General features: G+C 59.8%; 18 protein-coding genes. 17 read left to right on the top strand and 1 reads right to left on the bottom strand.

Annotated features, from left to right (window positions below; all coding sequences use genetic code 11):
• Positions 1-10 precede the first annotated feature (10 nt).
• The 17 genes from M3465_RS16070 to M3465_RS15990 all read left to right on the top strand — a co-directional run bounded on the left by M3465_RS16070 (position 11) and on the right by M3465_RS15990 (position 15,536).
• Positions 11-625 carry a lytic transglycosylase domain-containing protein gene (locus tag M3465_RS16070; RefSeq protein WP_249502762.1) on the top strand — a complete coding sequence of 205 codons (615 nt, stop codon included), beginning with the start codon at positions 11-13 and terminating at the stop codon, positions 623-625.
• On the top strand, positions 622-915 hold the full coding sequence (locus tag M3465_RS16065) for a TrbC/VirB2 family protein (RefSeq protein WP_008282963.1): 294 nt from the start codon (positions 622-624) through the stop codon (positions 913-915). The genes M3465_RS16070 and M3465_RS16065 overlap by 4 nt, the downstream gene beginning before the upstream one ends.
• Complete coding sequence (locus M3465_RS16060; RefSeq protein ID WP_008282962.1) at positions 908-1,186, top strand: VirB3 family type IV secretion system protein; 279 nt, start codon at positions 908-910, stop codon at positions 1,184-1,186. Before M3465_RS16065 ends, M3465_RS16060 begins: the two co-directional genes overlap by 8 nt.
• A complete protein-coding gene (locus M3465_RS16055) occupies positions 1,176-3,551 on the top strand; it encodes a VirB4 family type IV secretion/conjugal transfer ATPase (protein WP_249502761.1) in 2,376 nt (791 codons plus the stop codon). The genes M3465_RS16060 and M3465_RS16055 overlap by 11 nt, the downstream gene beginning before the upstream one ends.
• Positions 3,548-3,715: a hypothetical protein gene (locus M3465_RS16050; protein ID WP_008327378.1), complete on the top strand. Its 168-nt coding sequence runs from the start codon at positions 3,548-3,550 to the stop codon at positions 3,713-3,715. The genes M3465_RS16055 and M3465_RS16050 overlap by 4 nt, the downstream gene beginning before the upstream one ends.
• Positions 3,705-4,859 (top strand): lytic transglycosylase domain-containing protein, encoded by a 1,155-nt coding sequence (locus M3465_RS16045; protein WP_173585991.1) that lies wholly within the window; start codon positions 3,705-3,707, stop codon positions 4,857-4,859. The genes M3465_RS16050 and M3465_RS16045 overlap by 11 nt, the downstream gene beginning before the upstream one ends.
• Positions 4,859-5,668 (top strand): type IV secretion system protein, encoded by an 810-nt coding sequence (locus M3465_RS16040; RefSeq protein ID WP_040884167.1) that lies wholly within the window; start codon positions 4,859-4,861, stop codon positions 5,666-5,668. The genes M3465_RS16045 and M3465_RS16040 overlap by 1 nt, the downstream gene beginning before the upstream one ends.
• 15 nt (positions 5,669-5,683) lie before the next feature.
• On the top strand, positions 5,684-6,337 hold the full coding sequence (locus M3465_RS16035; protein WP_249502760.1) for a VirB8 family type IV secretion system protein: 654 nt from the start codon (positions 5,684-5,686) through the stop codon (positions 6,335-6,337).
• Positions 6,338-6,365: 28 nt separating this feature from the next.
• Positions 6,366-7,034: a TrbG/VirB9 family P-type conjugative transfer protein gene (locus M3465_RS16030; RefSeq protein ID WP_249502782.1), complete on the top strand. Its 669-nt coding sequence runs from the start codon at positions 6,366-6,368 to the stop codon at positions 7,032-7,034.
• On the top strand, positions 7,031-8,410 hold the full coding sequence (locus M3465_RS16025) for a TraB/TrbI/VirB10 family type IV secretion system protein (RefSeq protein ID WP_249502759.1): 1,380 nt from the start codon (positions 7,031-7,033) through the stop codon (positions 8,408-8,410). The genes M3465_RS16030 and M3465_RS16025 overlap by 4 nt, the downstream gene beginning before the upstream one ends.
• A gap of 4 nt (positions 8,411-8,414) precedes the next feature.
• Positions 8,415-9,401, top strand: coding sequence for an ATPase, T2SS/T4P/T4SS family (locus M3465_RS16020; RefSeq protein WP_249502758.1), 987 nt, complete (start codon positions 8,415-8,417; stop codon positions 9,399-9,401).
• Entirely contained in the window at positions 9,398-9,586 is a 189-nt protein-coding gene (locus tag M3465_RS16015; protein WP_054540613.1) for a hypothetical protein, read from the top strand. Before M3465_RS16020 ends, M3465_RS16015 begins: the two co-directional genes overlap by 4 nt.
• A complete protein-coding gene (locus M3465_RS16010; RefSeq protein ID WP_082386782.1) occupies positions 9,583-9,987 on the top strand; it encodes a hypothetical protein in 405 nt (134 codons plus the stop codon). Before M3465_RS16015 ends, M3465_RS16010 begins: the two co-directional genes overlap by 4 nt.
• A gap of 6 nt (positions 9,988-9,993) precedes the next feature.
• The gene (locus M3465_RS16005) at positions 9,994-11,073 is read left to right on the top strand and encodes a TrbL/VirB6 family protein (protein WP_243614089.1); all 1,080 of its coding nucleotides are present in this window, start codon (positions 9,994-9,996) and stop codon (positions 11,071-11,073) included.
• 222 nt (positions 11,074-11,295) lie between these two features.
• Positions 11,296-12,468: an anti-phage 6A-MBL system MBL-fold protein gene (gene mblB / locus M3465_RS16000; RefSeq protein WP_249502757.1), complete on the top strand. Its 1,173-nt coding sequence runs from the start codon at positions 11,296-11,298 to the stop codon at positions 12,466-12,468.
• Between the two features lie 9 nt (positions 12,469-12,477).
• On the top strand, positions 12,478-14,796 hold the full coding sequence (cap2-3, locus tag M3465_RS15995; RefSeq protein ID WP_243614090.1) for an anti-phage 6A-MBL system cap2_3 protein: 2,319 nt from the start codon (positions 12,478-12,480) through the stop codon (positions 14,794-14,796).
• 23 nt (positions 14,797-14,819) lie between these two features.
• Positions 14,820-15,536, top strand: a complete 717-nt coding sequence (locus M3465_RS15990) for a hypothetical protein (RefSeq protein ID WP_131815006.1) — start codon at positions 14,820-14,822, stop codon at positions 15,534-15,536.
• A 61-nt stretch (positions 15,537-15,597) separates the two neighbouring features.
• Here the strand turns inward: M3465_RS15990 and M3465_RS15985 are convergent, their stop codons facing one another.
• Entirely contained in the window at positions 15,598-17,601 is a 2,004-nt protein-coding gene (locus M3465_RS15985; RefSeq protein ID WP_249502756.1) for a type IV secretory system conjugative DNA transfer family protein, read from the bottom strand.
• Positions 17,602-17,606: the final 5 nt, after the last annotated feature.

Here is a 17,606-nt window from a genome sequence, read left to right as displayed (position 1 = left end):
CTCAGCTCAAATGGTCCTGGTCATGGAGAGCGACGGCTCCCTGATCCCGTCACGCTCCCAAAGCAGCTTTGCTCGAAACTACAATGACGGGATTGGTCAGGGTTCGGCCTCCGATGGGATCGCGATCTTCGGCGAGGTAGAGGCCGAGCAAGAGGGCGTCCAAGTCGCGGCCCTTGCCCGCCCGACTCCCCTGCCCCGCGCCGATGTCCTCTCCGGGATTCAGACCACGGCCTTGCGCTATGCCGGCCATCCCGGCCTGCGTCGCGCGGGGCTTTCCGTGACGGATTGGCTGGCTCTCTATCGGGCCAATATCGAGGTTGAGAGCGCCTACTGGCAGGATGCGATTTCAAGTGCAGGTGCTATTGGCCTTGGTCAATTGATGCCTGCGACGGCGCGTGATCTGGGCGTCGACCCGCGTGATCCGCTGCAGAACCTCGACGGCTCTGCCCGCTACCTCGCGATGATGCTGGAGCGCTTCGGCGATCCGCATCTGGCGCTGGCGGCCTACAACGCCGGTCCCGACGCCGTGCGCCAACACGGTGGCATTCCCCCTTACCGAGAAACCCAGAACCACGTGGCCCGTGTCATGGCCGTCGTGGCCCGATTGGAAGGATCAAATTCGTGAAACAGATTTCAAACCTCTTTGTCGCCTCGCTGGCGCTATTCCTGTTCATTGCCGAGCCCGCCCTTGCACAGAGCATCGATCTCTCCCCGATCCAGAGCTTGTTGCAGGGCATTGTCGATGCGCTGACCGGCCCTCTTGGTGTGGTCATCGCCACACTCGCGGTCCTCGGCGTTTTCTTGAGCTGGTTCTTCAACATCATCGACCTGCGCCAAGCGCTTTGGGTCCTCGTGGGCATCGCTGGTGTTGCCGCCGCTCCCACCATTGTTGCCGCGGTCTTCGCCGGTGGCTGAACGCTCGCCCCTCTTTCTGGGCCTCGTGCGCCCGCCGAAGCTTCTGGGCCTGCCCATCATGTACGCGATGGTCTGGCTCTTCGGCTCTGTGCTCTTGTTCGTCTGGGTCCAGCACATCGCGGTGCTGGGTTTCGCCGCCCTGCTCTATCCGGTGCTGTGGAAGGCCGCAGATTGGGACCCGCGTTTCATCGACGTGATGATGACGGCCCTGCAGGAGACACCGCCCACGCGCAACAGGTCCATCCATGGCGGGGACAGCTATGCCCCGTGATGACGCCCGTGGTGCTGCGCTCGATGCCCGCACAATGACGCCAGACTGGTATGGGCGCGAGACCCGCCTCGCGCATATGCTGCCCTATGTAAGCCTCGTCGACGACCAGACCGTGCGGACCCGGGTGAACGAACTCTTCCGCTGCATTCGGCTCGAGGGGATCAACAGCTACACGACCGACGATGCCTATCTCGACAAGGTGACGGCGCTTTTTGCCCGCATCGTCGCGCAGCTCGGGCCGGAATTCAGCTATTACGTCCACAAGGTCTCCAAGGCCATCAAACCTGATCTCGACCCGATCCGTGAGGACAGCTTCGCAGGCGAGGTGGACCGGCGCTGGCGCGCAAAACTCGAGACCAGCGGGCTGCGCGACAAGACGCTGACGCTCACCGTCATTCACCGTCCGCCCCCGAAAAGCCTCCTGCCGTTCCTGAGCCGCAGCGCGCCGGACCGACTGAAGGAGGAGACCCGCAAACGCCTGCAGCGCCTCGGTGAGGCCGTGAACGTCTTCCTCTCGGGGCTTACCGAGCTCAAGCCGCGCCTGCTGTCAGCAGGATCGGGAGAGTTGGTGGGATTTTTGGGCGCGCTGAACACGGGCACCGAGCTGCCGCTCTACCCGGCCAACACCTACGGCTTTCTGTCCTTCAACGTCGCCAATACCCGCGTGACGTTTCACGGCGACCATTTCGAGCTCTCCGAGGGCGTCGTGGGCCACCGCTACGGCAAGAGCTTCACCATCGGAGAATACTCGGAAGGCACCTCCTGCACCATGTTCGACATGCTGAACCTGCCAGTCGACATGATCGTGACGCACTCCTTCACGCCGATCAATTCGAACCTCATGGCGGGCCGCATCAAGCGGCAAAAGCGCCAGATGCAGGCGAGCCAGGACGCCGCCCTATCGCTTATGGAAGCGCTCGACATCGCCGCCGATGATCTGGAGGCCAAGCGGCAGAGCTTCGGTGAGCACCACATGGTCGTGACGATCTTCTGCGAAACGCTCGAAGAGCTGCAGACGCTCAGCGCCGAGATCGTGAATGCCGCCGCGACCGAGGGCGTGAAAATGATCGGCGAGCGGGTCGCCGCAAAGGCCCATTACCTCAGCCAGCACCCCGGCAACCAGCCCAAGCGTGTCCGCGCGAGCGCCGTCACCAATCGCAACTTCGCGGATTTTGCGGCCTTCCACCGGACGCAGCTCGGCAAACCCGCAGCACTTACCCCTTGGGGCCGGGTCGTCACTTATTTGCCCACGCCGGAGCAGAGCGCCTACCGGTTTTCCTACCACGAGCAGGGCAGCCCGGACAAAGAACCGACCAGCGGGCATACCCTGATCATGGGTCGGCCCGGGTCGGGCAAATCGGTGCTGTCCGCCTTTCTGATGACGCAAGCCCGTCGCGCAGGCGCGCGGATCTTCGTCTTCGATTACCGTCTTGGTATGGAGATGGCGGTCCGCGCCAATGGCGGGCGCTACGCGTCCCTGAACGCCGGTCAGCCCACGGGCCTCAACCCGCTCTGGACCGAGACCGATGCGCGCGGCACCGCCTGGCTCTCGGACTGGCTTGCCACCCTGCTCTACCGCGCCGACAAGCCGCTCACTCCTGCCCAGACCAATCGCATCCAGGAAGTCGTGCGCCAGAACGCGCAGGCCACAAACCCGGCCCTGCGGAACTGGCGGGATTTCGCATCGCTTTTTGTGTCCACCGACGATGGCGGCGATCTGCACCAGCGCCTGCTCGAATGGACCGAGGACGGCCGCTATGGCTGGATCTTCGGGCAGAGCCTCGAGGACACGTTCTCGCTCAAGGGCGATGTGGTGGGCTTCGATCTGACCGGCATTCTCGACAGCGAGGCCGACAAGGAACGGATGGCGGTCCTGTCCTATCTCTTCCGCCGGGTCGAGCGCGAAATCGAGGACCGCCGCCCCACCATCATCGTGATCGACGAGGCCTGGAAGGCCCTCGATAACGCGTATTTCGCCGAGCGGCTGTCGAACTGGCTGGTGACAGCGCGCAAACAGAACACGGTCGCGGTGATGATGACGCAATACGCAAGCCAGCTCGAGCGCACCCGGACCGGCAAGACCATCATCGAGGCGGTGCCGACGCAGATCCTGCTCCCCAATATCCGCGCGCAGCCAGCGGACTACGCCATGCTGAACCTCACGGAGAAGGAGCTCGATGTCCTTCTCAACACGGGCAGCAACAGCCGCTTGGCGCTGATCCGCGACGATCAGGGCTCGATCGTCGTCGATGCCGATCTGAGCGCGCTTGGACCCAATCTCACCATCCTTGGCGGCATGGAAAAGGGCGAAGCGCTTGTCGGCGCCGATTACCGCGACCGCCCTGATTTCTGGAGGCTTTCATGACCCGTATTTTGATGTTCGTTGCCGCGCTCGGTGCGTTGGCCTCCTGTGCCCAGTACCAGGAACCGCAGGCCAATTGCTTCACCTTCCTCGCCTCCACGACAGCCATCTCGCCTGATTGCACCTTCACGCCCCTTGGCGCACCGGAGGGCGACATTGAAGTCTAGCCTGCCTCATATCCTGGCCCTTTGCCTGCTGCCCGGTCTCGCTTTGTCTCAAGGCGTGCCGACCAATGACAGTGGGCTGACCGCGCGTGACATCGTCGAGACTGGCGATCGCGAGGCTGACTTGGCCGTTCAGGCCGACAAGCTTGCCGTGCGCGAACTCATTGCCGAGATCGAACGGGAGCAGCTGGAAACCCTGCAACGCATCCTCGATGCCCAGACCAGCTTCGGCGGTCAGGGCTTGCCGGCTATGGTCTCGGGGCTGGAAAGCGGCAGCGGGGATCCGGCCCGGTCAGTCGAGGCGGTCTATGGCAATGCCGACATCGACCCCAATCCCGGCGGTGCGCAGATGTTCGGGGATGCGGCGGAAAACATCGAGCAGCTCATTATCCGCGTGGCTCAGGAGACCAGCGGCTTTGCCGGCGTTGGCCGCGCGGGCCTCTCCCCGGTCCAATGGCGCGCACTCCTACAGGCGCTGATCTGGCAGGAAAGCCGTTTCACCATCGGTGCACGCTCTCCCGTCGGCGCCTTTGGCCTCACCCAGATCATGCCCGGTACCGCCAGCGATCTGGGCATCAATCCGGAATACTATGACAGCCCCTACCTGCAGGTGCATGGCGGTGCACGCTATCTCGCGACACAGCTCAACACCTTCGACGGCAATATCATCAATGCGCTCGCGGCCTATAACGCGGGACCCGGCCGGGTTTTCGAGTATGGCGGCGTGCCACCCTTTCGCGAGACCCAGCACTACGTCCAGGTGATCCCCGAACGCTATAACCTCTATTTGACCCGTATCGGCGGGATCGAAGCGCTTGGCACGATCGACCCCGCGCTTCTGGCCAATGCCAACCTCTCGCTCACTGGGCACGGCGCGGCCTTCTATGGCAACAACTCACCCGCCGCGATCAGGCAAGCCGCCCTACGTATTGCGGATATCGTCGAACGGATTTCCGAGACCGAGGATGTGCAGGAGAGCGTTGCGCTCAACACTTATGCCCGCGCCGAACTCGTGCGTCTCGTGGCCGCCCGCATCCGGCTTCAGGCCGCCCGCACCCGCGTGCTCTCCGCCGAAGAGCTGGCCCAGGCCAGCGCCCGCATGGCCGAAGGCGCGTTCATGGATTTTACGATCAGGGAGATTGAATGATGGGACATCTGCTCTTGAGGACAGCTTTGGCCACGACACTTGGGGTTGGTCTGCATCTTGGCGCCCTATCCCCCGTCCTCGCGCAAGGCGTGCCCGTCGTCGATACCCAGAACATCGCGCAAAACATCCAGCAGCTGCGGCAGATGATCGAGGACGAGATCTTGCAAAACGAGCAGCTGACGCAGCTCCGCGAACAGCTCGGCCTTCTCACGGACCAACTCGCGGAGCTGCAAAGAACCTACGAGGCCCTCACCCGCCTCGCCGAACTGCCGGAGATCATCCGGACGGAAATGGAAGACGAGTTGAATGGTCTGCTCGACCAGGAGTTCGGCGACATCCTCGCCACGATTGAGGCGATCAAGACTGGGGATTTCTCCGGCCTGTCCGGTTCTGGCGCAGGCGAGATCGAAACACAGATGGACCGGGTGCTGGCCGATCTCGGATTTGACGATGACACCCTCTCGGAAATGGCCACCAGCGGCAATCCCGGGGCCAACCGCGTGGCGACGCAGGCCACCACCGGTGCCCTTGTCTCGGCCGCCGCCCAGAACAGCTATGAGGATGCCGGCCAATCGCTCGAGCGGGTGGACCGCCTTGTCGGGCTCATCGACGACATGGATGAGCTGAAGGAAAGCGTCGATCTCAACACCCGCGTCACGGCGGAACTGGCCATCGCGCTGGTCGCCATGTGGCAGCTCGAAGCGGTGCAGACCGTGGGCGATGGCACAGGCGGCGTGATCGATGCCGCCACCATCGCCGAAGAGCAGCGCTTCATGGACTTTACGCTGCCGGACCTGCGCGCAGACTGATTTGAGGCATGACGCGTGGCGAGTGAACAGGAAATCATCGAAGAAGAGCTGGTCTATGGTGCTCTGCGCCGTGAACGCCTCTGGCAGCGCCTTGGGCTCATCGGGCTCATCTTCGGCATTCTCGGATGCCTGAGCGCGGCGGCTGTCGCGATCCTCGATGTCGATCCGCCGCCTGTGGTCGTGCCCTATGATCCCGCCACCGGCTTTGCCCTGCCCGAGGCTTCGGTGGGCGCGACGTCTGTCACAGCCAACCAGGCGATCATCGAGGCGGAGGTCTTCCGCTATGTGACCGACCGGGAGATCTACAATCAGCTCGATAACGATCTGCGCATCCGCAGCGTCCTGCGCCGCTCGGACGGGGCCGCCGAGAGCAGGCTGCGCCAGATCTGGAACAGCGCCAACGAGAACTACCCGCCGACCGTCTATGGCCCCAACGCCAGGCTCGACGTGGAAATCCTCAGCATCAACCGGATCGGATCCAACCGCGCCACTGTGCGCTTGCGCAAGCGGCTGACCTCCATCAACGGCACCCAGACCGGGCTCTTCACCGCCACGCTTCTCTTCGAGTTCCGCCCCGAAACCCGTCGCTCCATCGATGAGGTCTGGACCAATCCCTTCGGCTTCACCGTCCTCGAATATTCCATCCGCTCCGACAGATTGGAGAATTAGTTTGATCAATAGGGTCTTTGTTGCTGCCATGTTTGTCTTGCTGCCCAGCCTTGCCTTTGCCGAAGCCATCCCGCGCGGTGGCCCAAATGACAGCCGCGTGCGCTTGGCCACCTACCAGGAGGGTCAGGTCTACCGTCTCAGCGTGTCGCTCACCCATGTGACCACCATCGAGTTCGGCGAGGGCGAAAGCATCCGCTCAATCATCGCGGGCGACACCGAGGGCTTCGAGATCGACGGCGTCCCGGGCGGTCAGGCCTTCGCGATCAAGCCTGTGGCGCGCGGGGTGCATACCAATGTGACAGTCTATACGAACCGCCGGAGCTACTACTTCAACGTCCAGGAGGTCCGCAGCCCAACCTTCTACGTGGTGCAGTTCCGCTATCCGGACGACGCTGCGCGCCCGACCCGGGCCATCGCGGCCCAAGCGCCGAACTACAACTACGGTGCCAGCGCGCGGACCGAGTTCACGCCAACGCGCATCTGGGATGACGGGACGTTCACGTATTTCGCGTTTCCGCGGAACGCACCTGTGCCAGCGATCTTCCGCTACGCGGGCGGCCGCGAGCGCACGGTCAACACGCAAACCCCTGAAGACGGCGTGATCCGCGTCAGCGGCGTAAACCGCCAATGGGTTCTGCGACTTGGCGAAGAGGTGGTCTGCATCGAGGCGATCCCGCCCGCGGAGGCCGCCTCATGAGCGATACCGGGAACACCGAGCTGGAAAAACGCCTCGCCGCCCTGGATAAAGGCAGTGCCCGCGCCCCCATAGCGGCGCAGCGCCGGTCGCCCCTTCTCGCGCTGGTCGTGGTCCTCGTCATCGGCGCAGGTGGTGCCCTGCTTTATCTCCTCTCACAGCCCGACGAAGAGGAAGCCTTGCCGACGGCCACCCCAGACGTCTTCCAAAACGAGGGGGACGGCTTTGGCGCCATCGAGACCTTGCCCCCGCCCGAGCCCGAGGTTGTGTTCGTCGGACCAGACCCCGTTGAGCCCAATGCCGAGCTTCTGGCGCAGATCACCGCCCTGCAGGCCCAGATCGAGGAGTTGCGCAACGCCCCTGAACCGGTCGTCGAGGAAGACACCGCCGCCGCAGAGGCGATCGACGCGCTGACCGCTAAGATCGCGGCACTACAAGCCGCGTCGGAAACCGCGCAACAGCAGTTTCGCGATGAGCTCACGGCGCGCGACCGCGAACTGGAGCAACTCCGCATGGACCTTGAGCTCGCGCAGCTTGAGGCCAACCGGCCCCTTCCGGCACCCATCGGGCCCACCGAGGACGAGTTACGCGCGCGGGAAGAAGAGCGGCTCCGGCGCGAGGAAGAAGCAAGACGGCTCGCGGAACTTGAACGCCGCGCCGCGGAGGAACGCGCCTTCCAGGAGCGGCGCATCGCCTCGCCGACCATCGCTTTTGGCGGTGCCTCCGGAGCGAATGAAACGGCTCTGACCGAACGCACTTTTGGCGAGGTGACGGATTTCGTGCTGAACGGGGCGCTGCCCTCTACCGTGACGCAGGCCGAGGTGATCGCCAATCCCTCCAACACGATTCTACAGGGCACCATGATCCAGGCCGTCATGGAAACTGCCCTTGACAGCTCCCTGCCCGGCCAGACCCGTGCCGTGGTGTCCGAGGATGTCTACAGCGTCGATGGCGCGCGCCTCTTGATCCCCCGCGGATCCCGTCTCATCGGGCGCTACCGCGCTGGCGTCGATATCGCGCAGCGCCGGGTCACCATCGCCTGGGACCGGATCATCCTGCCCGCGGGCCAGACCGTCCAGATCAGCTCCTTCGGAGGTGATGAACTGGGCCGTTCTGGCGTCACCGGTTTCGTGGACACACGCTTCGCCGAGCGTTTCGGGTCGGCCGCCCTGATCTCGCTGATCTCAGCAGCACCCAGTGCTGCCGCCTCCGAAGTCCAGGATGAGACTGCCGCCGACGCTCTCGAAGACGTTGGCGATGATCTGGCAGATGCCACGGACAGCGTCATAGGCGATTACCTCTCCATCGGCCCCGTCATCTATGTCGACCAGGGCGCCCGCGTCACGGTCATGGTCGACCGCGATCTGGAGATATTCTGAGCCCATGTCGCTGAGCTATCTCGAAACCTCGCTCGACCGGATCGACGCCGCCGCTCGCGACGATGTCATCGAGATCTGCATCAACCCTGATGGCACCTGCTGGGGCGAATTCCAGGGCGATCACTTCATGCGGAGGCTGGACCAGGCGTTGACCGCAACAGAAGTGAAGGACCTCGGCAACCAGATCGCCTCTTCCGCCAACACAACGATGAGCAAGGACCGCCCGATCGTCTCGGTCTCGATCACCTACAAGGGGCGCCCGATCCGCGCACAGGTCATCACCCCGCCTGCCGTGCTCTCGGCCATGTCGATCAGCCTTCGGTTCTTCTCAAGCCTGCCGCTTGACGGGATTGCGCTTGATTTCCTTTTTGGCAAGGAACGCAAGCTTGAAGAACTCCGCCTCGAGAAAACCCACGAACTGCGCGAAGTGGTGGCCGCGGGCGTGATCGACGATGCGCTGGCCTTCTGCGTCGAGAACAAACTCAACATGATCGTCTCGGGCGGCACCTCCACCGGCAAGACCGTGGCTGCACGCAAGATCCTCTCGCACGTGCCATCCGAGGAACGCATCGTCACCATCGAGGAAGCCGCCGAGCTTCTGCCGACCCAGCCCAATGCCGTGACCCTCATCGCCAATCGCGATGCGGAGTTCCAGACCGCCGATGTGCTGCTCACCGCAACGTTGCGCATGCGCCCCGACCGGATCATCCTGGGCGAGGTGCGCGGCAAGGAAGCCATGACCTTCCTCGAGGCGATCAACACTGGCCATGGCGGCTCAATGACCACGCTGCACGCAGAAACCCCGCAACTTGCCGTGCAGCGTCTGGCCATCGCCGCACTCAAGACCGAGATCCCGATGACCTATGCCGACATGATCCAGTACATCGAGAACTCCATCGACGTAATCATCCAGGCCGGTCGCCATGATGGCAGGCGCGGCATCACCGAATTCTACCTCCCCGGCACCAATGAGATCGGAGCTTCCCAATGAAAACCTTTGAATACGATATCCTGTCCTTTCCGGTGAAGAAGCAAAAGGACTACGACGAGGTGCGACGTGCTTTGAATGAGCGCGGCGCGGAAGGGTGGGAGGTTATCACCGCCGAAGCCGGCGACTACGGCTACACCACTTTCTTGAAGCGTGAGACTGGTACAATGAAGGCGGCATCGGAATGACACGGGCTATCGCAGTCGCTGGCCTGCTCTTGATCTTTGGCACAACTGCTGGCGTAGCCGAGCGGAACCTGATCCCGACGCTCGACAACCACCCAAATGTTTGCCCAGACCAGCCACCTGAGCCGAAGTGGATGCAGAACATCAATGTGCGCGAATCCTATAAGCGCCTTTTAATCCAACAGATATATCGGGCTCAAAGCATGGAGCGCGTCGTAGAATCGCAAAACTGCGACTGTCCCACGCGGTATCCATCTTGGGCAGCAGCCGAACGCGTATACATCGAGCATTTCGCCGCATCTGAATACTGGGACATCGTGGAAGCGACTTCCGCATACCGACGCCAAGCAAATGAGCTTCGACGCGAAGCCATGCCTATCTGCGAAGCCACCGGAAACTGGTAGGTCTCCATGAGTGTCGTCACCTATTTCGTGGAAACCGCTGAAGGCTATCTCAATACCGCTGCCGAGACGCAATTCGGCGCGGTCGCCGCAACGGTCGGCACGTTGCTGGTTCTGGGAACAACACTAGTTGTCATTCTGGTCTTCATCAACATGATCTACCAGTATCGCGCCATGGACGGCCGAACTGCCTTTTGGCTGGCCGTGAAGGTCGGACTTATAGGGGTCTTCGCGGCCAACTGGGTCCAGTTCAATGCGCTTGCCTCAGCAATACTGAACGGAATTGACAGCATTGCCGGCGCCCTTGTGGCTTCTGTCGGCGGCGGATCACCTGGTCCGTCCGGTACCTTTGCAGAGGAATTTGACGAACTGATTGCAGCGCTAGGGGATTATCTGAATGCTGCGGGATCTGAGCTGAACTGGATGGCGGGTGCCTTGCTTGACACACTTGGGGTTCTGCTGCTCTCGATTCTTGGCGGGTTGGCGGCATTTATTGTTGTGGCGTCCCGGCTCATGATCGCTCTGCTAATTGGCATTGCGCCAGTGATGATCTTCTTGACCCTGTTCGAGGTGACCAAGGATTATTTCGCACGCTGGCTTTCGGCACTGATTTCCTTCGCGATATACCCGATCGTCGTTGCCGGCGTGTTCGCGACCATCACGGGTGTCTCGCGTGCGCTTCTTGCTAAGCTGGGCGACCCGGAAGGCGCCTCCAACATCGGTGCGCTCATTCCGTTCTTCATGATGGTGCTGATGGCAAAGGGATTCATCATAGCAACGCCATTCCTGGTTCGGGCGATTTCTGGAAACATCATGATGCCAGCACTCTCGGCCGGATTCGGGGGAAGCTATGCCTTTGCCCGAGGACTCGCAGGCAGCCAACAAGTCTACAACCGGTACGCCATCGGAGGTGCGACTGGCGCGGAATACGCAGCTCTGCGGGCGCGACAATTCTTTGGTGTGCAAGCGTTGCCAAGCCGACCCAATACTGCGGGAGGGCCAACCGCTGCTGCTCCCGGCGACGGGACCGGCGCAGGAGCCCGGATGCTGGCACAGCTTTCAAGGTTGGGACGCCTTGGCAAGCGGTGATGGCGCGAAACGAAGTGGACATCTGCGCATCCCATCAACGCAGCGGCGCAGGTTTTTAAAGCAGACCATAGTCATTAATGGAATTTTGGCGATGCCTATTGCGGGACACAACATGTTGTTGAAAGGCTATCCTCGATCAACTATGTTAAGAACAAAGCGTAAACTTGTTCGATTCGGTGGGAGGCGCGTCACTCAGGTTTTCCAAGCTAAGGAGCAGTACTGATGAGCGTCGAAACTTCGCATTTCAAAGTCGCCAATGGTGACATGAGCCTAATCAAAACACAGAGTGGCCGTTATATTCTCGTAGACATAAATATTAGTGCCTCTGCTGATGACAAAGATGAGGATGTGCCTGATGTTGGAGCACAGCTTCGCAAAGCGCTTGACCGTGACAGCGACGGACGTCTGTTTATCGATGCATTCTTGCTGACGCATCCGGACATGGATCACTGCTCTGGACTGCAGAACCATTTTCATCTCGGCAAAATTGAGGATTGGTCGCCCGAAGACGACAAGATCGTAATTTGCGAGATGTGGTCTTCCCCAATTGTTTTTAGACGTGCCAGCAGTACCAACAAGCTTTGCGCTGACGCAAAGGCTTGGGCGACAGAAGCGCGCCGGCGCGTTGAAATGTTCCGCCAGGACAAAGATATCGAAGACGGAAGCAGAATTTTGATCCTGAGCGAGGATGCGGACGGCAAGACGGATGATTTGGCCGACATTCTGATCAAAACGGGCGAGACATTTTCCGAGATTTGCGGCGTAGCAGATGACAGTTTCAAGGCGGTCTTGTTGGCTCCGCTGCCGGTCACGGACGATGAAGACGAAGAAGAGTTGCTCAGCAAGAACAACTCTAGTGTCATCACTCAGTTTACGCTTGCGAAAGATGATACCGAAAACGCCGCCCAGTACCTGTTTGGTGGTGACGCCGAAGTGGCGATTTGGGAGAAAATTTGGGCAGAGTATTCTGAAACTCCCGAGGTTCTTGCATATGATGTCTTGATCGCGCCCCATCATTGTTCCTGGCGGTCACTGTCGCACGACAGCTGGTCCAAAAAGGGAAAAGATGCGGTAGTTTCTGAAGATGCCCGATCAGCTCTTTCGCAAGCAAACGGCGGTGCAATAATCCTGGCGAGCAGTAAGAGTGTTATAGACGACGACAACGATCCGCCCTGTATCCGCGCAAAGGAAGAATATGAAGCCATTCTGAGCGAAGCGGAAATCAATGGGGAGTTCCGGTGTTTAGAGGACGAAAAAGGTGACAAGCCGCTAAAGATGGAAATCACCGAACATGGTCCAAAAGTCGCCTCCCTGAAAATGGCAGCCGCGATCTCTTCATCGTCCGCTCTTGGAGTCGAGGCACATGCTCATGGTTGTGGGTCAGACTTGGCATGAGTCAGCTGCATGGTAACCGTCGATAATCTTCTAGCCGTTCCCGTAGCCATTGCCCGTGCGATTCGCACACTGGACAAGCACCCTCAAGTAATCGGCATAGCTATTGCGTCGCGGGCTGATGACGATTGTCCGGTGGATGTGACTCTACAAATCAAAACGGAACTTCCATCTCGGTTTCGAGGCGAAAGCCCGTCGGGAGTACGACGTGTCGAGCCCGTCAAACTATCGTTTCCTGTCTCCTTCCCTCTGTTTGCACCGCGCCCGAGTTTACGGGACGACTTTGACCGGTCCCATCCTCACTTACAGCCAAGTGCGGCCGGTGCAGCGCCCGAACCGTGCCTCGTTTTCGGATCTCCACGTGAGCTAATTCAGTCCGGGGGCGGTATTCTTGCGCTTCTCCAGCAACTTCTGGACTGGCTCGATCGAGCAGCGATGCTGAAACTGAATGATCCAAAACATGGTTGGGAATTTGTTCGGCGTGACCACTTGAACGACCTTATTGTTGGAGATGCCTCGCAGATCCGGAGTGTAGTTAAACGTAGGTCCGGCGGGACTTGGCACCGTACGTGGGTTTTTGCGCAGATGGGTCAGTCCGACCCCTACTATCGAATCTGTCTAAAGGGCGATGAGCAGGTCAAAATTGATGAAAAGACACTGAAATCCCTTGGACAGGTCCCGAAAGGTGACAACGAATGGACGGGGTTTAGCCTCGGACTGATTGTCTGGCCCGGCAAGCATCCAAACGGAAAGCCAATCATCTGTGACCGCTATCTTCCAGAGACAGTAGGCAACGTTGCAGAGTTATACGAACGCGCTGAACTCTACGGCTGCGGCAAGATGCTGGCAGAGAGGATGAAGTGGCTGCGTTCGAAGCTCGACGGCTATACCATCAAAAAGGCGTTGCCAGTCACAGTGATATTGATCGCCCGCCGACCGTTCAATCTCATTGGCCAAGCCTCACCTCTTGAAATCTGCCCATATGTGATCGAATTCCAATCTGTGGATGATCTCAAGCCGACATCAAGTGCGATTGTCCGTTTGGCGGGCCACAGAGATTCGATCTCGATCGATGTCTTGAGAAGAACCTCGCATGGTGATCCCAGCTCGCAATGGCTTTCATGGTCCATGCTAGGTTGTGGAAGCTTAGGTTCGAAAATTGCGATGCATCTCGCGCGGTCCGGCCGTGCCCCGATATCGGTCATAGACAACGACACCATGGAACCGCACAACTACGCGCGACATTCCTGCTTGCCGTATTCTGCTGATTTGGATTCGATGTTCTACTCTTCCAAGGCTGGGGAATTTGCGCATGACGTCAGCAAACTTGCGCAGGAGACGGATGGGTATCGGATTGATGCCAACACTGTGCTGCGTACCAAAGAGCTTCGCAGAAAGCTGAAGCTCGAAAAATCCAAAGCACTATTGAACACTACCGCCTCTGCGGTTTTGCGGGAAACCCTGAGCTATACAGATTGGGCGAAGGGCAAGACACCACGGGTGATGGAAGCAAGCCTAATGGGTGATAGTGACATTGGTTTCTTCTCGGTGTCAGGCCAGAGCGCCAACCCCAGTAGCAGCGACCTGATGACCGAGTTTTATCACCATTTACGGAGCGACGACGCACTCCGATCTAAAGTGATGGGCCAAAGCGCTGACGAGATCATCATTGGTCAAGGTTGCTCGAGCTTCTCGATGATTGCCTCAGACACTCGGCTTTCTATGATGGCGGCTCCGCTCGCGAAGCTGACAAGCGACGTGCTTTCCGGCAGGTATGTGGATGAAAGTGGGCAATTCAACATTGGGCACCTGCAGGCCGATGGTCTTTCCCAGAATTGGGAAAGCCATAACGTTGAACCCTATACCATCGTAAAAGGACCCAAGATGGGCGCGCTTGAAACGCGGCTTGCCCGCCGGGTTACGATAGAAATTGACGCTGAAATTGCGCGCAAGCCGGGATCTGAAACCGGCGGTGTTTTGGTCGGGCGCTTCTCGGCCATCGGTAACGTCTTTCAAGTCGTAGATACGATTCCAGCTCCGCCCGATAGCAGATTTTCTAAAACGGAGTTTGTTCTGGGTACCGAAGGTTTGAGTGATCAGCTCGCACAATTATCCAAGTCTTCGGGAAACACTCTCTACGCGCTAGGAACGTGGCACAATCACCTTGCGTCCACTGGTCCCTCTACAACTGATTTCAGTACAGCGGCCAAGCTTGCAATTGGACAGCTGTTTCCCGTTCTGATGATTATCAGAACCCCAACTGGGTACCGTCAGCTTATCGCAGAGGCGGTGGACTTGTCCTCCGAACTCGGAGGAGACGAAAATGCCTAATTTTCATCGAAGAGTTCATGCAGATGGATAAGATGTTCGGTATGGACCGCTACGATAGGACTGCCCGTCTCAATCCGGCGCTTTTGACGCTGTTGCCCGCGCTCCTTTTTGTCTTTGTTTGGTTTCCAGCTGTTTGGACCCAATTGGGTACCATAGCTGCATTTGTCGTCACTTGCGGGGTCCTGTTCGCGTTGACGCGGTTGGCGCGTAAGTTTGGTCAAAATGTTGAGCGCAAAATGGGCAGCCGAGTTGGACGTCTGCATACTGCGTCTTTGCTTTCCCTTTCCGATGATCGTTTACCCAAGACCATGAAGACGAGGTGTCGCTCATACATTGAGAAACATAGCAAGATTATCTTGCCGAGTTTAGTTGATGAGACCCAGGACCCAAAGAACGCTCAGGATGACCGCTTGCTAGCAGTACGTTGGTTGCTTGAGCACACCCGCCCGCAATCAGAAGCAAGCCTTCTGTTGAATGAGAACATTGCGTATGGGTTCGCGCGCAATTTGCTCGGATTGAAACCATTGGGCATTGCAATCACCACCACGGTGGCTCTTGGAAGTGCATATTTCTTATATGATCTCGAGAGCGGGTCGACTGCGTTCGTTCTCGGGGCACTGCTTTGCGGAGCCGCAATTATTGGGCTTTTGATGTGGGTATTTTTGGTGACGAAGAGCTCTGTAGAACACGCGTCTCAGGTCTATGCCGAAAAAATTCTGTCGCTGTGCTTAGAACACTGAGCGAATGCGACACGACAGACCTAAATATGCGGCTGCAAACTTCCTGAACGCGCCCGCCACCCTATCGAGCAACCAGCTTTGCGCCGCCATCCCCCTCTTGCAGCATCGCTTCCATGTCGTCCAAGCCATCGACTGCAGAGCGCATCTGCGCCTCATCAGCTACGCTCGCTGCTTCAGAATCCGCGACGCCGCTGCCAAAATCCATCTCCATCTGGCGCTGTTCCTCGGCGATGACGGCTTGAACGACAGGCGCGGTCTTCTTTGGAGCGGCGTCGGCTTGGCCTGACGGTTGACCATCGCCAGCCTGGCTCGCCCTCTCCACATCGGCTTCTGTTCCCCCTGGCCCATCCGACGGCGGCGTCATCGGCATGGCGCGCACACTCAGCGGCAGCGTGCCCTGCGATCCCCCTCCCCCCGGCTTCGGAAACGGCAGCTCCCCCGTCTGTGCCGCATGGATCGCCTTGAACAGCCGGTCGTCAAAATATTGGATCCGCTTTGCACGGACCGGCATCTGGGCATCGATCACCATGACGATTTCATCGAGCGGTAGGCGGCGCGCCTCATCCTCGGGCAGGAGAGAGCTTTCTTCGGTCCGGGTGGACTGGCTACGGCCCTCGAAGGGGTTTTTGCCAATGGACTGCGAGCGCGTGATGACGGTCTTCGTGGTCTTGCCGACAGCCTTGCTGAGCTCTTCGACGGTCTTCTCATCCGAGGGCGTGAGATAAAGTTTCACGCCCGCGTTGCCCTGCAGCGCACGGCGGGTGTTTTCGCCATAGATTTCATCGAGGGCGGGGATCGTTTGCGTGACCACGGCCAGATGTCCACGATAGGTCCGCAAGGTCTCGATGCTCTCGACCACGATGGGCATCTTGCCGAGGCGATTGAACTCGTCGAGCATGATCATCACCGGCCAGGGCTCATCCGGCCCGGGATCCTTTTCCTGCATGGCGGAGAGGAGATCGGAAAAGAAGAGCCGGATCAGTGGTGCCAATGGTTTCACCATCAGCGGCTGGACCACGAGGTAGACCGAAAAGGGTTTCTTGCGGATCGTTCGGAAATCAAAGTCCGACACGGACGTCGCTTCGTCGATGGCCGGGTTCTGCCATTGATCGAGCCCCGAGGTCATCAGGAGCGAGACGTAGGAGGTCAGCGTATCATTGTTGGTCGAGGCGAGCCGGGTGAAGATCAGCTTGGCGGCCCTGTTATCCACCTCATGGCCGCGCGCGAAGTACTCCTTCTGCTTGTTCCCGCCCGAGGCGGCGATGCGGTAGATTTCGCCGAGAGTCGGGCGCTTGCGCTGGAAGGCCAGCAGGCCTGCCGCCACGAAGAGATCGATCCCACCTTTCAGAAGTCCCTGCACCCTGTCGTTATCGCTCTGCAGAAAGAGCGTCGCCAGGAGCTGCAATTCCATCTGCTGCCGCGCAGGGTCCTTCAACTCGAAGATTCGCAGGAGCGGGTTGTAGCGGTGCGTGCGCTTGCCCTCCCAATCGGTGGGGGAAAAGCGATAGACCTTGTCGCCTTGGGCTGCGCGATGCCGGGCCGTGGCCTCAAAGCACTCGCCCTTCACATCGAGCGTCACGGCAGAGCCTTGCCAGGTCAGCAGGTTCGGAATGACGAAGCCCGTGGTCTTGCCGCGGCCTGTGGGCGCCACGATCAGCGCATGCGGGAAAACCTTCGAACAAATGTAGTTGGCGCGGGAGCTCGGCGTCCCCAGCTTGCCGAGGATGAACCCGGTCCCTGGCGCCCCGAAAAACCCATTGGCCTTCATCTCGCGCGCAGTCTGCCAATGGGTCTGGCCAAAGCGTGTCAGAGCGGACCCCGAGAGGGCGAGGCTCAGCATCATGCCGGCGGCGGCGAAGCTGCCGATGATCAGGTGGATCAGCTGGGCATCCTCGGGGCGGCGATCGAGGATCGCCAGATAGTTCTGCGCGATATAGGCAAAGTCGATCTCGGCCCCGAAGCCTAGATCCTGGTAGGTCAGTACCGCCGAGGCGATGGTATAGCCCATGGCCCCGGTCACCAGCGTCACCAACAGGACGCCCGTGGCGATCCGCGCCTTTCCCATGGCGG

Source organism: Marivita sp. GX14005 (genome assembly GCF_023370775.1).
Lineage (GTDB): Bacteria > Pseudomonadota > Alphaproteobacteria > Rhodobacterales > Rhodobacteraceae > Marivita.
This window is presented reverse-complemented; position numbering and strand designations above follow the sequence as displayed.

Bases quoted from the DNA above. Each gene is read 5' to 3' on its own strand.
- M3465_RS16010 (WP_082386782.1), top strand. From the start codon at position 9,583: ATGACACGGGCTATCGCAGTCGCTGGCCTGCTCTTGATCTTTGGCACA.
- M3465_RS16055 (WP_249502761.1), top strand. From the start codon at position 1,176: ATGCCCCGTGATGACGCCCGTGGTGCTGCGCTCGATGCCCGCACAATG.
- M3465_RS16015 (WP_054540613.1), top strand. From the start codon at position 9,398: ATGAAAACCTTTGAATACGATATCCTGTCCTTTCCGGTGAAGAAGCAA.
- M3465_RS16020 (WP_249502758.1), top strand. From the start codon at position 8,415: ATGTCGCTGAGCTATCTCGAAACCTCGCTCGACCGGATCGACGCCGCC.
- M3465_RS16070 (WP_249502762.1), top strand. From the start codon at position 11: ATGGTCCTGGTCATGGAGAGCGACGGCTCCCTGATCCCGTCACGCTCC.
- M3465_RS16025 (WP_249502759.1), top strand. From the start codon at position 7,031: ATGAGCGATACCGGGAACACCGAGCTGGAAAAACGCCTCGCCGCCCTG.
- M3465_RS15990 (WP_131815006.1), top strand. From the start codon at position 14,820: ATGGATAAGATGTTCGGTATGGACCGCTACGATAGGACTGCCCGTCTC.
- M3465_RS16040 (WP_040884167.1), top strand. From the start codon at position 4,859: ATGGGACATCTGCTCTTGAGGACAGCTTTGGCCACGACACTTGGGGTT.
- M3465_RS16005 (WP_243614089.1), top strand. From the start codon at position 9,994: ATGAGTGTCGTCACCTATTTCGTGGAAACCGCTGAAGGCTATCTCAAT.
- mblB (WP_249502757.1), top strand. From the start codon at position 11,296: ATGAGCGTCGAAACTTCGCATTTCAAAGTCGCCAATGGTGACATGAGC.
- M3465_RS16030 (WP_249502782.1), top strand. From the start codon at position 6,366: ATGTTTGTCTTGCTGCCCAGCCTTGCCTTTGCCGAAGCCATCCCGCGC.
- M3465_RS15985 (WP_249502756.1), bottom strand. From the start codon at position 17,601: ATGGGAAAGGCGCGGATCGCCACGGGCGTCCTGTTGGTGACGCTGGTG.
- cap2-3 (WP_243614090.1), top strand. From the start codon at position 12,478: ATGGTAACCGTCGATAATCTTCTAGCCGTTCCCGTAGCCATTGCCCGT.
- M3465_RS16050 (WP_008327378.1), top strand. From the start codon at position 3,548: ATGACCCGTATTTTGATGTTCGTTGCCGCGCTCGGTGCGTTGGCCTCC.